The 13,467-nt window shown below is 42.4% G+C and carries 10 protein-coding genes and 2 pseudogenes; 5 read left to right on the top strand and 7 right to left on the bottom strand.

What is annotated here, in order from left to right:
• Nucleotides 1-4 precede the first annotated feature (4 nt).
• A pseudogene (locus tag ONZ52_RS10285) lies at nt 5-1,175 on the bottom strand (nucleotide sugar dehydrogenase).
• 169 nt (nt 1,176-1,344) lie between these two features.
• On the opposite strand from ONZ52_RS10285, the gene ONZ52_RS10280 reads away from it, so the two are divergent.
• Nucleotides 1,345-1,662 carry a hypothetical protein gene (locus tag ONZ52_RS10280; protein WP_265218509.1) on the top strand — a complete coding sequence of 106 codons (318 nt, stop codon included), beginning with the start codon at nt 1,345-1,347 and terminating at the stop codon, nt 1,660-1,662.
• Nucleotides 1,663-1,721: 59 nt separating this feature from the next.
• Here ONZ52_RS10280 and ONZ52_RS10275 read toward each other — a convergent pair whose 3' ends face one another.
• The gene (locus ONZ52_RS10275) at nt 1,722-2,558 is read right to left on the bottom strand and encodes a sulfurtransferase (protein ID WP_265218508.1); all 837 of its coding nucleotides are present in this window, start codon (nt 2,556-2,558) and stop codon (nt 1,722-1,724) included.
• A 122-nt stretch (nt 2,559-2,680) separates the two neighbouring features.
• On the opposite strand from ONZ52_RS10275, the gene ONZ52_RS10270 reads away from it, so the two are divergent.
• Complete coding sequence (locus ONZ52_RS10270) at nt 2,681-3,439, top strand: TlyA family RNA methyltransferase (protein WP_265218507.1); 759 nt, start codon at nt 2,681-2,683, stop codon at nt 3,437-3,439.
• A 4-nt stretch (nt 3,440-3,443) separates the two neighbouring features.
• Here ONZ52_RS10270 and ONZ52_RS10265 read toward each other — a convergent pair whose 3' ends face one another.
• Both ONZ52_RS10265 and lon read right to left on the bottom strand, forming a co-directional pair.
• On the bottom strand, nt 3,444-4,823 hold the full coding sequence (locus ONZ52_RS10265) for an MATE family efflux transporter (protein WP_265218506.1): 1,380 nt from the start codon (nt 4,821-4,823) through the stop codon (nt 3,444-3,446).
• A 156-nt stretch (nt 4,824-4,979) separates the two neighbouring features.
• Nucleotides 4,980-7,419, bottom strand: a pseudogene (gene lon / locus ONZ52_RS10260) (endopeptidase La).
• 268 nt (nt 7,420-7,687) lie between these two features.
• On the opposite strand from lon, the gene upp reads away from it, so the two are divergent.
• The gene (gene upp, locus ONZ52_RS10255; RefSeq protein ID WP_265218505.1) at nt 7,688-8,344 is read left to right on the top strand and encodes a uracil phosphoribosyltransferase; all 657 of its coding nucleotides are present in this window, start codon (nt 7,688-7,690) and stop codon (nt 8,342-8,344) included.
• A 120-nt stretch (nt 8,345-8,464) separates the two neighbouring features.
• Here upp and ONZ52_RS10250 read toward each other — a convergent pair whose 3' ends face one another.
• From ONZ52_RS10250 to ONZ52_RS10240, 3 genes are all read right to left on the bottom strand, one after another.
• Nucleotides 8,465-9,085 carry a LysE family translocator gene (locus tag ONZ52_RS10250; RefSeq protein ID WP_265218504.1) on the bottom strand — a complete coding sequence of 207 codons (621 nt, stop codon included), beginning with the start codon at nt 9,083-9,085 and terminating at the stop codon, nt 8,465-8,467.
• Nucleotides 9,086-9,098: 13 nt separating this feature from the next.
• Nucleotides 9,099-9,743 carry a TetR/AcrR family transcriptional regulator gene (locus ONZ52_RS10245; protein ID WP_265218503.1) on the bottom strand — a complete coding sequence of 215 codons (645 nt, stop codon included), beginning with the start codon at nt 9,741-9,743 and terminating at the stop codon, nt 9,099-9,101.
• A 421-nt stretch (nt 9,744-10,164) separates the two neighbouring features.
• The gene (locus tag ONZ52_RS10240) at nt 10,165-11,322 is read right to left on the bottom strand and encodes a GGDEF domain-containing protein (RefSeq protein WP_265218502.1); all 1,158 of its coding nucleotides are present in this window, start codon (nt 11,320-11,322) and stop codon (nt 10,165-10,167) included.
• Nucleotides 11,323-11,432: 110 nt separating this feature from the next.
• Here ONZ52_RS10240 and ONZ52_RS10235 point away from each other — a divergent pair, with 110 nt between their 5' ends.
• Nucleotides 11,433-12,404: a glutathione S-transferase family protein gene (locus tag ONZ52_RS10235; RefSeq protein WP_265218501.1), complete on the top strand. Its 972-nt coding sequence runs from the start codon at nt 11,433-11,435 to the stop codon at nt 12,402-12,404.
• Between the two features lie 171 nt (nt 12,405-12,575).
• Nucleotides 12,576-13,445 (top strand): glucosaminidase domain-containing protein, encoded by an 870-nt coding sequence (locus ONZ52_RS10230; RefSeq protein ID WP_265218500.1) that lies wholly within the window; start codon nt 12,576-12,578, stop codon nt 13,443-13,445.
• The last annotated feature ends 22 nt before the right edge of the window (nt 13,446-13,467 follow it).

Below are 13,467 nucleotides of genomic sequence, written 5' to 3'. Positions count from 1 at the left end.
CTAATCAAGAATCCACACCAAATAAATCACGTGTATAGACTTTTTCTTTCACATCAAGCACATCATCAGTCATTCTGTTCGCAACAATAATATCGGAGAGCGCTTTAAACTCTTCTAGATTTTTTATCACTTTTGAATTGAAAAATCGATCTTCGGCAAGGGCGGGTTCATACACAACGACCTCAACCCCCTTGGCTTTAATACGCTTCATAACGCCCTGAATCGCTGATGCTCTGAAATTATCTGAACCAACTTTCATGACCAATCGGTAAATACCAACCACTTTAGGATTACCTTTCAAAATGGACTCAGCAACAAAATCTTTTCGAGTCGCATTCGCGTCAACAATGGCACGCACTAAGTTATTAGGCACTTTATCGTAATTAGCAAGCAGTTGCTTAGTGTCTTTTGGCAAACAATAGCCGCCATAGCCAAAGGAGGGATTGTTGTAATGGCTTCCTATACGGGGATCTAACCCAACGCCCTCGATTATTTGACGACTGTCTAAATGGTGAGATTCTGCATAACTGTCTAACTCGTTAAAAAATGCCACTCTCATAGCTAGATAAGTGTTGGCAAATAGCTTAATCGCTTCCGCTTCTGTCGACCCCGTTAGCAACACATCAATATTTTCTTTGTCTGCGCCCTGAACCAAAAGATTAGCAAACACCTGAGGCTCGATCAGACACTTCACCGACAATAATGCGAGAAGGGTATAAGTTATCGTGTAAGGCTTTACCTTCTCGCAGAAACTCAGGCGAAAACAACAGGTTACTCGTTGCAAAACGCTCGCTTGCAGATTTCGTAAAGCCAACCGGAACGGTTGATTTCACCACCATAATTGCTTTGGGGTTAATGCGAATAACGTCTTGAATAACAGACTCAACATGGCGTGTATTAAAATAATTGGTCTCAGGGTCATAATCAGTGGGGGTCGCGATGATCACATAGTCTGCACCAAGATATGCTTCCTCCTTATCAAGGGTCGCAGCAAAATCAAGCGTCTCTTCAATTAAATAACGTTCAATATCACGATCTTCAATCGGGGATTGTTTATTGTTGAGCATATCCACTTTAGCGGCAACAATGTCTAAAGCAACAACCTGATTGTGCTTCGCTAATAACAGAGCATTAGAAATGCCAACGTACCCTGTTCCTGCCACTGCTATTTTCATTGCGTTTACCCTTCACTATAAAGATAGAATTTGTATTCAAAAGACGCTATTTTACAGCTTGCACCATAATTAAAAATGCCAAATCATGCTTTTTTTGTGAATTACATCAATAAAGTCAGCGAATAGAGAACACCAAGGCTAATATCAATAAAAAAACAAGGAGTTCCACATGAAATTTGAACTGGTCGATCGTCAAGGCTACATCCCGGATCTCAACTATGGCGCGGCAGGAAAAGAGCTTTCCTGCTTTATTCCCAGCGATTATCCATTTGAGCAAGTCTGTTACAATAACGGAGAAGGTGAAGCAATTGTAGACAAGCACACTTGGTATTTTTTCTTTACCCAAGAAGGCATTGGCATCAAATTAATGGACGGTATTGTCACATTAAAAGAAGCAGAACGTTTTTTGCACGCCATTAAGTCACACATCTGGGGTGAAACACACCAACAAGTGCAAATTTTTATGGCTGGCGCAACACCAAACTAAGCGCAATAGTCTTGCAAACAGCTTAGCCTCTATTTAACAGAGGCTAAGTTTAACTCCAATCAAGTCGCTAACGCTCTCAGCATTCTCTTAGACCATTGACTCCATGATCCCACGTACACTTGTCTTGCTTCTATCCCTGCATGATTCAAAGCCAAAACATTATGGCAGGCAGTTACCCCAGATCCACAATAATACACATAAGCATCACCATTATCAGACAACCAATCTTGCCACTCGACATGCAACTGCTCAGCGGGTTTAAAGTACCCCTCAGGGTCTAAATTATCGGAGAAAGGACGGTTTATCGCACCTGGGATATGGCCAGCAACAGGGTCTATCGTTTCATTTTCGCCATTAAAACGATCTGCTGCCCTCGCGTCCACTAACTGAAATTGATTGGTTTCAAAATTTTCCACAATGGCTTGCTCACTAATAGCCCAAGGAAATGACACCTTTATTTGATTGGATGTTGGTGTAGCAATACTGGGTGTCACAGAGACGTCTTTACCTTGTTTACACCATGCAGGAAAGCCACCATTCAAGACTCTAACATCCACATTTTGCTGACTGAGCATCCACCAAGCACGAGCGGCAATGGCGCCTCCCATATCATCATAAACGATGACTTGAGAGTTCATATCAATGCCCCAATCTTGCAACTGCTTAGAAAAAACCATTTCCTCTGGCAAAGGGTGTCGGCCAGTCAACGTGGTTTCTGGCGAAGCCAATTCATGATGAACATCCACAAAAATAGCACCAGGAATGTGCCCTTTATTATACTCAGACCTACCTTTCGTGTGATCGGTCAAATAAAACCGACAATCTAAAACAACCACATCCGGCAGCCCAAGCAGTATGGCCAGTTCATTTGTATTTATTAACGTTTTTAATAACACAGGCTTTTCCTCAGACAGTCATCCACGGTCATAAAACAGACCTTTTCTATTGGTTTAAATCTACTTTGATTCTGTAATTTTTGCTAATATTTACGACCGTTATCTTACTATTGAGTGTTTCTATGTTACGTATCGACCTAATTCTCACGGAGCAAGGCCTAGCCAAATCGCGCTCACAGGCACAAACCTTTATCAGTGAAGGACGAGTATCATACAAACAAAACACACAGTGGATAAAAGTCACCAAACCTAGCTTAAAACTCTCCTCGGATATCGAACTTAGCCTTACTGAGGATGAAGCCGATAAGTATGTTTCTCGCGGGGCATTAAAGCTTGAAGGCGCTTTACTGCACACTCAATTAAACATCGAAGGCTTTCATGTCCTAGATATCGGCCAATCTACCGGAGGCTTTAGTGACTGTGCTATTCAACACGGCGCGGCAAAAGTGGTCGGAGTTGAAGTGGGTCACGACCAATTAGACCCTAGACTACGCAACCATCAACAGATTGTCTGCTTAGAAGGCATCAACGCACGTGACTTATCAGTAGCAGATTTACAGGGACACTTTCCTCAACATGGTTTTAATCTTGTTGTCATGGACGTCTCTTTTATCTCACAAACTAAGATTTTGCCTAGACTGCCAGATTTACTGACTAAAAATGGCCATATTATTACTCTAGTAAAGCCACAATTTGAGGTAGGAAAAGAATTTATTGGCAAAGGTGGAATCGTCAAAAACAAACCCCGTGTCGATCAGCTTGAACACGACATGAAAGCCTTTATTAAATCGCTCGGTTTTGAAGTAAAATGCTATATTGAAAGCCCAATAAAAGGCGGGGATGGCAACCAAGAATTTTTACTCTGGGCGATAAAAGTATAACGGGTCAAATAATCTCATCGAAGCTAAGATGATTACTTGGTAGGATTTCTTTAGCTTCCTTCTCTTCCAGCTCAGTGATGTAATTTCTTGCCATATAGAAACCCAAACAGCCAAAAATCACCGAACCAATAGCTTGCCCAAACAATATCCCTTCTGCTCCCATAAAAAGAGAAAACACCGTAATGAGCGGCCAAGTTCCAAGCGTCGCGCGACCGAAGTTCAGCAACGTGCTATTTAAGGGCTTACCCAGATTATTAAAAACAGCAATCGCAATAAATAACAAACTTTGAAAGAAAAAACTAAAAGAAACAAAAGTCGCAAAAAAACGAATAATATCAGCACTGCCTTGTGTGGCATTGAAAGTAGCTACCAGCCAATCCTGCATCTGATACAACACAACACACAGCAACAAACAATAACCAAAAGCATAAACAACAGCGCTACTAATCGTACTGTGCATTCGATCAAAACGGCCAGCACCGTAATTTTGTCCTAATATCGGCCCTACCGCCCCGGATAAAGCAAACACCCCACCAAAAACAACGGGAATAATACGCCCTATCACTGCCACAGCAGCTACCGCATCATCGCCAAATGACGAAGTATGCTCCATGACAATCGCGTTTGCTAACGGAGACGACATATTGGTTAACATCGCAGGAACGGCAATCACAGAAATGGACTTAACGTCCTTGAAAAAATCTATTAGATCGAACTCACCCAACATTTTATGGATATATACCACGCCATAATAAGACACCGCCACCATAGAAAAGCGCGCAATCAACGAGGCAATAGCGGCACCTTGCACCCCTAGTCCAAAAGCAAAAATAAAGATAGGGTCTAACACGGCATTAACCAATCCACCCACAAGAGTAGCGTACATCGCACGACGTGCATCCCCTAAGGCACGCATGATTCCAGAACCTATCATGCCAATCATAACAGCAGGCATACCGATCACTAGAATTTGCAAATAGTCTGTCGCTAAATCAAGAGTTCGGCCCGTTGCACCAATGTACAACAAAATATGAGGAATATTTGGCCATAAAAACCAGACAACACCTGACGAAAATAGAATACCAAACGCCAATACATTAACGGCTCGACGCTTAGCTAATTCGATATTTCCTTCACCAATGGCTTTAGATACTAATGCAGTCGCCGAAATCGACACAGCAATACTCAAGGAAATGGTAAAAAACATGATAGTACTGGCAAAACCCACCGCCGCTACCGCTTCTTTCTCCCCCAACATAGAAAGGAACAGCATATCGACAAGGTCTACCAAAAACATACACATCAAGCCTAACGCACCAGTAACAGACATGCTAACTACATGCTTAAATGTTGAACCTTGCGTAAGCTTTGCCGAACCAGGCATTCGTTTCCCCTAAAAATGGCGTATCTACTATGCAGCATCACCAAAGCAACGCCAAACGATACGACAAATAATAAAAAACCGGACAAGCACCCGCTCGTCCGGTTCCATATTTTCTCATGTATGAGGTTTTGAGAAAATGCTTACTTTGTGAATAACTTAATGAAGATGATTATTTGAGCGATTAAAAACGATCTTTTCAACATCAGCAAAACGCTCAGCAAAATGCACCGTCATGCCATCTTTAACGGATTCAGGTAGCTCCTCAAAATCACGACGATTGAGGCTCAGGCAAAATCACTTCACTAATTTTGCTGCGCTTAGCGGCAATGATTTTTTCACGGATACCGCCAACAGCGAGCACTTGACCTGTTAACGTCAACTCGCCCGTCATCGCCAATCCTCGACGCACGGGTTCGCCTTTGGCCAAAGATAGCAAAGCTGTCGCCATCGAAATACCCGCACTTGGGCCGTCTTTTGGCGTTGCCCCTTCAGGCACATGCAAATGCACAAGGCTCTTATCAAAAAACTCAGGGGCTTTTTGATAACTCTTCGTATGAGAAAATACGTACGAATAAGCAATTTCGGCTGATTCCTTCATCACATCACCCAGCTTGCCTGTGAGTTTCAAGCCTCGCGTTAATTCATGTACCTTGTTGGCTTCAATCGGTAAGGTCGCTCCCCCCATGGAAGTCCAGGCTAAACCTGTCACCACACCTACCCCTTGCAAGGTTTTCTCAGGTCTAAAATATGGCATTCCCAACAGCGTTTCGACATCTTTCACGCCGATATTAATGCGCTCTTTTTCGCCCGTCATCAGCTCGACCACGCATTTACGCAATACCTTTTGCAGCAATTTATCTAAGCCTCGAACCCCTGCTTCACGGGCATAATGCTCGATAATATGACGCAAGGCCGCATCGGTAATGTTTAACTGTTTTTTAAGCAGCTTGTTTTTCTTTAGCAATTTTGGCCATAAATGCTGCTTGGCAATCGCCAGTTTTTCATCGCCTATATAACCAGACAGGCGAATAACATCCATTCGATCCAATAAAGGAGGTGGAATGGTGTCAAGCTGGTTAGCGGTACATATAAACAAGGCTTTCGACAAATCGATACGCATATCTAAATAATGATCTAAGAACTCACTATTTTGCTCAGGGTCCAACGCTTCTAATAAAGATGAAGCCGGATCGCCTTGAAAAGAAGAGCCAATCTTGTCGATCTCATCCAACATGATGACAGGGTTTTCAACCTCCACATCCTTCAAGGCTTGTACAAACTTGCCTGGCAATGCGCCAATATAGGTGCGTCGATGGCCTTTTATCTCCGCTTCGTCTCTCATGCCACCAAGACTAAAACGATAAAACTTACGATTCAACGACTCAGCGATCGATTTACCAATTGACGTTTTACCAACCCCTGGAGGATCCACTAACAACAAAATAGAGCCGCCCATTTCACCGCGATGCGCACCAAGAGCTAAGAACTCTACAATGCGATCCTTTATATCTCCCAGACCCGCATGATGAGACTCTAGTACATCACGGGCTAAGGCAATATCTAGGTTATCTTTTGAATGCACTCCCCAAGGTAATGACGTCGCCCAATCTAAATAATTGCGCGTTACACCGTATTCAGGCGAACCGGTCTCAAGAATGCTGAGCTTATGTAGTTCTTCTTGAATCTTATCATTCACGGCTTTCGATAAGGTTTTTCCTTCCAACCGAGCCTGAAATGTTTCCACATCTGAGGTGCGATCATCTTTCGAAATGCCTAACTCTTTCTGAATGACTTTCAGCTGCTCTTTTAGAAAAAAGTCTCGCTGATGTTTACTAATCTTATCGTTCACTTCAGCGCTTATTTCGTTCTGAAGGCGAGCAATTTCTAACTCTTTCCTTAGCAATGTAAGGGACAAATGCATACGAGCAGGAATGGAAATGGTCGCTAATACGTCATACAAATCTTCCGCTTCTGCAGAGGTAATCGATGCGGCAAAATCCGCTAGCAATCCCGATTCATTAAACGAGAATCGCCCCAAATATTGTCGTAGATCTTCACTAAATAATGGATTCAAACGAATCAGCTGCTTTATCGCATCCAGTATGGCAATAGAATAAGCCTTCGACTCGTCATCGTTTGACTTCACATCATTGATATAACGCACACGTGCAAGATAAGGCGCTTCTTCACTCAGCCATTCAATCACCTCAAAACGCTTCACGCCTTGTGCCAAAAACGTTAACTTATCATTTTGCTTTTCTGCTCGGTGCACTCTAGCGACGCAACCAATTGCACGAAACTCGTCAACAGAAGGCGCTTTTTTGGCTTTTTTGTCCGCATAGACCAAACCCACAGCAGCCTGAGGATGCTCCGCAATACGCTCTAGTGTGTTTTCCCACTGCTCTGCGTCAACCATAACAGGCTGAACCTGCGCCGGAAAAAAAGGACGACTTGAAATAGGTAAAATAAAAAGCGTCTCAGGCAACACATCATCAGGAAGTGCAAGACCTCGTGGATCACTGATCACCACACTCTCCTCTTCTGATATAACCTCATTTCCTTCTTGCGCATCTGAATATTGTTCGTCATCGTTCATAATATATTTCTCAATGAATCTAAAGGTTCAAACTTCAAAAATAGACATTCGCTACTTCTTACTGGGTTATCTCATATGTAATGACAATATTTCTGAAAACAACACCATCCCTTACTTTTCCCAATCCTTACTTACTTCATGAATAACTAACCGTGTAGACAGGATTAGTTATTTGGTCAATACCAACTTAGTGTTATTATAGCCCCCATGACTTATACACAACTCGATCAATCTCACACTTCCAAAGTGATCAAAAAAGGAAAGGCTAATGACCCGCGATGAACTCCTTAAGGCTTACAACGATATATTTGTGATCAAACATCCTTTTGTGAAGCACAAACTCACTAGTCTTCGCGACAAAAACACCAGCACACGTGAATTCCGAATGCTGGTAGAAGAACTCGGCACACTCATAGGCTACGAAGCAACACGCGATTTAGAAACGACTGATGTCGAAATAGAAACCCCTCTTGAAAAAGCCATGTGCCCAGTTTTAAAAGGCAAAAAGCTGTGTATCGTGACGATAATGAGAGCAGGAAACGGATTAGCAGAGGGAGTATTGAAACTGTCGCCTTCCGCTCGAGTTGGGCACGTTGGCTTATATCGTGACCCAGAAACAAAACAACCGGTTGAATACTATCTAAAAATGCCACATTCCGTTAACGAACGTACCATTATTGTGGTCGACCCTATGCTCGCAACCGGCAACTCTGCAATCATGGCGATCGAAAAAATGAAGGAAATGGGTGCCACTGACATTCGTTTTATCTGTTTGTTTGCGGCACCAGAAGGCATTCAAGCATTTAAAGCGGCACACCCTGATGTTGCTATGTACATAGGCTCGATCGATCGTGGCCTTGACGAACATGCTTATATTCGTCCAGGTGTTGGCGATGCTGGCGACCGTATTTACGGCACTCGCTAACCGTTAGCAACCCGTATAAAACAATAGGCCGCCTTATTGACCTAAAATAGGCGGCCTATACTGTTTTAAACGACGGCTATTGCTTTGAACAACAGCCGTTGTTTGACTATAGAAAAAGGGCTAGTTTTTTAGCGCAAGAAACGCACCAGCACTGGCCATGATCCCCCCCGCCGTTCTGTTTAATACCTTCATTGAGCGCTCCGATTTCATAAAGCGCCGCGCCTGTGAAGCGCTCACAGAAATAATGGTCAACCCCAGCATAAGTCCAGCCGAAGCCAGCACCGAAGCCAATACAATATCAAAGCCGCTCAATACAGTCAGGTCCATAAAGGTCGGTAAAAAAGCCACATAAAATAAAATCACTTTGGGATTAGATGCCGAAATCATAAAGCCCTGAATAAAACTTGCGACTTGATTTGTTTCTGCATGCACATCATTTTCTGAAGAGGCTGTTGCCACTGGCGATACCCACATTTTCCAACCTAAATACATCAGGTACGCCGCACCGGCATAACGAATCACTAAAAAAAGATCTTCCCAAGCAGACGCTATGGCTGCCAAACCAAAGCAAGCCATCACCAAATAGACAATATCACTCAACACCATTCCAGCGCTCAAGGAAATACTGGCACGCGCCCCTTTAGACATGCTTCTAGCCAAAATAGCAAACACACCAGGGCCTGGGGTAATGCTAAAAATAAAGATGGCCAAAAAGAACGTAATCCCACTTTCTAATGTCATAACCTGCCCTCAATTAATGCTCAACCACACCACAACCAGCCAATACCATCCGAGTAATAAACTGTTTCGCTTCATCAAAGTCGCTTTCTTCTAGCTCGTCTTTCTGCAGCATTATTTTCACTTGCGCATCAAAATCGGCATAAGTCTGCGTCATCGCCCAAATACTGATAAAAAGATGCTCCGTCGATACTGGCGCCATTAACCCCTTATCCACCCATGCTTGAATGGTAGCTTTCTCTCGCTTCAACTCAGTAACAAATAAATTTCGTAAATAATCTAAAACAAAATGCTCTTCACCAATCAGCGCCATAGCAAAAATTTTCGAGGCGTTTTTGTTGATACGAGATTGATCTATTTTTTCGCTAATATAACGCGTTAAATTGCGTTTGGGACCTTCTTCAAGATTAAATTCACTGACAGAATCCAACCATAAGCGCAAAATGCGCTCCAACACAGCTTCTAATAAATCTTTTTTAGAACGATAGTAATAATGAACATTAGCTTTAGGGAGTCCCGCTTCATCAGCGATCATTTGCGTCGTTGTTTTCGCAAGCCCCTGTCGCGCAAAAACACGCTCAGACGTTTCCAAAATAAGTGCTTGGTTTTGAGCGCGAATATGCGCTTTTAACTGATCTTTTGGTCGTTTTTCTTCACTCAACGTGTGGCCTCACAATGTATTTTTTACTAAAGGGGAAAAGTAATAGATATCGACTTATCATCCTGAGCGATACCAGCGAAAGAATAACATCCTTTAGAATTGACACGAAGCGATAAGAAAAATCAGCATAAAAAAAGGGAGCCGAAGCTCCCCATTTCCCCTCGTAGCAGAGACCGTCATGACTATAGGCATTCGTCACTGGGCTAACTGCTACACCACGTTGGCACTGTAATCGAGGCACAATAAAAATGCGCATCTCAATGTTCTTTAAGATTACTCATGAAAGCAACCTTAAGTGACAGTATGAAGATTAAAGCCACATACAGTCACTTATGAATAAGTAGATTCATTATTAAACAAGTGACATTAGGGCGCAATAGGTGGAATGAAAATAATTGACCGATTGATCAATTATTTTAGGTTACGGTATTTTCCTCGGCAAAGAGGACTTGGAAACACGGTTTCTTCCTTTCTTTTTTGATTGATACAAGGCGTCATCGGCTCGTTTTAGCACCGAATCCGGCGACTCACCTTGGCCCGCAAAAGCAACTCCAAGACTGGCGGTTACATTAACCTCCACATCTTTTTTCTTTTTAGGGTCAAACACTTTAACAAGAGTAGATTCAATATTCTTACGCACCAATTCTAAAACATGTTCAACATTCCCAAGATGTCGACCTCGGAATACAATCGTAAACTCTTCCCCACCATAACGAAATGCGCGACCAGGGCTAGCATGTTGCTTTAATACAGACGCCACACTTTTCAGCACTTTATCACCCATATCATGGCCATAAGTGTCATTAAATGACTTAAAATGATCCACATCAACCATCGCAATGGCGTATTGCTTAGGCAAACCAACAAGTTGCTCATTTAATGCACGCCGACCTGGTAACTTAGTCATATCGTCTAAATACGCCATTCGGTGGCTTTCCATCAGCAAAAACCAAATCCACAACAGAAACTGCGCAGACAATAAAGCATCAAACTGAACACTTGATGAAACAAAGTGGCTAATAATCAGCAGACTGACGATACTTACTAACCCACTGGCCCGAAATACCTCACCACTCAACCACCAAGCCAGACCTATCGCTGACAAACTAACGACCAATACACACCAGAGCAAAATTGTCGACCAACTCACATTGGTGCCAAAAAAAGAACTATCTAAAAAAGCAAAAGATACCCAACTACGTTCTATCGCATAGCACCAGCAAACCAACATAAACACAAACAGAATGCGATTTATCGCAAAACGATTAAAAAAGCCCCTTTCTGGCACAAAACTTAGCAAGGCAATGCAAAAACACGACACCACCAAATACGCTGTCAATGAGGCCTGTTGATCAAAATCCCCGTATAACTTAGGAATCAGCAGTAACAGGATAAGGATCAACACTCGGCCTTTGTTAAAATGCCAAGCAAGAAGAATCGCAACACCGGATAAGATAAACGGCAATAAAGGCAGCAAACTAAACCACAAAGGTGGCAGCAACCCGACATACAAACTAGCATAAATACTTACTAGAAGAATGAAGCAAGGCACTAACAATGAACTTAAACGTTCGGACATAGAGAAATCAAACCCATCGAATCATTCGATTAAATACGACCAATATATTGCCCCGAAAACGATTCGTTTTCATCAATAATAATGTGAATTCTAAATTAAAGGAAAAAACAATGGGATTACTTGTCGACGGAAAATGGGTTGATCAGTGGTACGACACAAAAGCAAACCAAGGTAAATTTGTTCGCAGCGAATCGGCTTTCAGAAATTGGATTCACCCAGAAAATGCGTACAACTCAAATGATACTTGTCATTTTCCTGTTCAAAAGGGACGCTACCACCTGTACATTTCCCTCGCTTGTCCTTGGGCGCACCGTACTTTAGCATTCATCAAACTTAAGCAACTAGAAGAGATTATTAGTATCAGCTGCGTGCACCCAGACATGCTCGAAAATGGCTGGGAGTTTAAGCACGATCATCATTTTGACGACCCAAATGTAACAATGGGCGATCCACTGTATCACTTTGATTTTGCTCATCAGCTCTATACCAAAGCAGATCCTAATTACAGCGGTAGAGTAACTGTTCCAATTTTATGGGACAAAGAGCGCCAAACCATAGTGTCTAACGAATCGGCAGACATTATCCGTATCTTTAACCATGCATTTAATGATATCACTGGGAATACTCTCGATTTTTATCCCACTGAAAAAGCAGCAGAGATAGATGAGATCAACGAACGTATTTACAACACAGTGAACAATGGGGTGTATAAATGCGGCTTTGCTACAACTCAAGACGCTTACGAGGAGGCATTAACACCTCTGTTTGACACGCTGGACTTTTTGGAAATACGTCTTTCAGATCGCCTTTATTTGCTTGGGGATGAACAAACTGAAGCGGATTGGCGACTCTTTACCACACTCATTCGTTTTGATGCGGTCTATTTTGGCCACTTTAAATGCAATATAAAGCGCATTTTAGACTACCCACATCTTAATGCGTATTTGAAACGTCTTTACGAGGTGCCCAATATTGCGAGCACGGTCAATTTACAGCATATCAAACGCCATTATTACTTCAGCCATACAACCATCAATCCTACCCAGCTTGTTCCTGCCGGACCTGCTACACTCTTTAATTGAGAGTTAGAGGACTAAAAAGGGAATTAAGGCAAATTCAAGAAGCCTAAGTTAAAGTCTATTAAAGTGAGTGCTTTTTAAGGATAATACGCTCACTTTTTATTCGCTTTAGCCAGCCATTACAGACATAAGTAGCGCTTGCTAGAAAATATAAATACTTGAGAGTTGTGGCTTATGGAAAAAAGAATACTGTGGACTATCTCCTTTGCACTGATATTTATTCTGTGGATAAAAGCAGGTCCTTTTAAAAGTGATACAGAACGCTACTATAAAGAAGAAAAACCAGAATCAAGCGAGCCACATCAAGACGCGGAAGAAGCAACCTCTAACGAAAAAAGCTACTTTAAATCACACCCCATAGAAACCAGCCGCCCAGACTTTGCAACCATCACAGACATCAGTGAACGTAAGAGCGCATTTTTTGACTACTTATCTCCGTTTGTAAATGAAAAAAACAACCTTATTTTAAAGGACCGTGAACGTTTAACCGATTTGCTCAACAGCAGCAAGAAGTTGTCAAATAAAAACAGAAAGTGGATCTCCTCTCTTCGACAAGATCTTAAACTCAAAAAGCTTGATAGTTATTCAAAAGAAGATCTCAAAGTTCTGCTGAATCGACTCGATATTATTCCTGTTTCCTTAGTATTAGCCCAGGCCGCAAATGAATCCGCTTGGGGTACTTCCCGCTTTGCAACAGAAGGAAATAACTATTTTGGACAATGGTGTTTTCGCAAGGGGTGTGGCCTAGTGCCAGAATCAAGGGACAGCGATGCGGATCATGAAGTTCGCAAGTTTAACGACGCCCGTGAGTCTGTCTTTGCATACATAGACAACCTAAATACAAACGCAGCCTATAAAGAGTTGCGCGCAGCGCGCGCCGAATTGCGTGACAACAACGAAGAAATTACAGGCTTAGCTCTAGTGCATGGTTTACAACGTTATTCAGAACGTGGCCAAGCGTATGTTGAAGAAATAGAAGGTTTAATTAATTATAACAAGTTGTGGCGTTTCAATCGCTCCCAACAGACAGCAGAGCCACAATAAATCCTACAAAGCTCTCAGCCTA

Source organism: Marinomonas rhodophyticola (assembly GCF_026113935.1).
GTDB lineage: Bacteria > Pseudomonadota > Gammaproteobacteria > Pseudomonadales > Marinomonadaceae > Marinomonas > Marinomonas rhodophyticola.
This window is presented reverse-complemented; position numbering and strand designations above follow the sequence as displayed.

What these genes read in the sequence shown, in the direction of transcription:
- upp (WP_265218505.1), top strand. Translation starts at nt 7,688, where the DNA reads ATGACCCGCGATGAACTCCTTAAGGCTTACAACGATATATTTGTGATC.
- ONZ52_RS10265 (WP_265218506.1), bottom strand. Translation starts at nt 4,823, where the DNA reads ATGCCTGGTTCGGCAAAGCTTACGCAAGGTTCAACATTTAAGCATGTA.
- ONZ52_RS10280 (WP_265218509.1), top strand. Translation starts at nt 1,345, where the DNA reads ATGAAATTTGAACTGGTCGATCGTCAAGGCTACATCCCGGATCTCAAC.
- ONZ52_RS10270 (WP_265218507.1), top strand. Translation starts at nt 2,681, where the DNA reads ATGTTACGTATCGACCTAATTCTCACGGAGCAAGGCCTAGCCAAATCG.
- ONZ52_RS10230 (WP_265218500.1), top strand. Translation starts at nt 12,576, where the DNA reads ATGGAAAAAAGAATACTGTGGACTATCTCCTTTGCACTGATATTTATT.
- ONZ52_RS10250 (WP_265218504.1), bottom strand. Translation starts at nt 9,085, where the DNA reads ATGACATTAGAAAGTGGGATTACGTTCTTTTTGGCCATCTTTATTTTT.
- ONZ52_RS10240 (WP_265218502.1), bottom strand. Translation starts at nt 11,322, where the DNA reads ATGTCCGAACGTTTAAGTTCATTGTTAGTGCCTTGCTTCATTCTTCTA.
- ONZ52_RS10235 (WP_265218501.1), top strand. Translation starts at nt 11,433, where the DNA reads ATGGGATTACTTGTCGACGGAAAATGGGTTGATCAGTGGTACGACACA.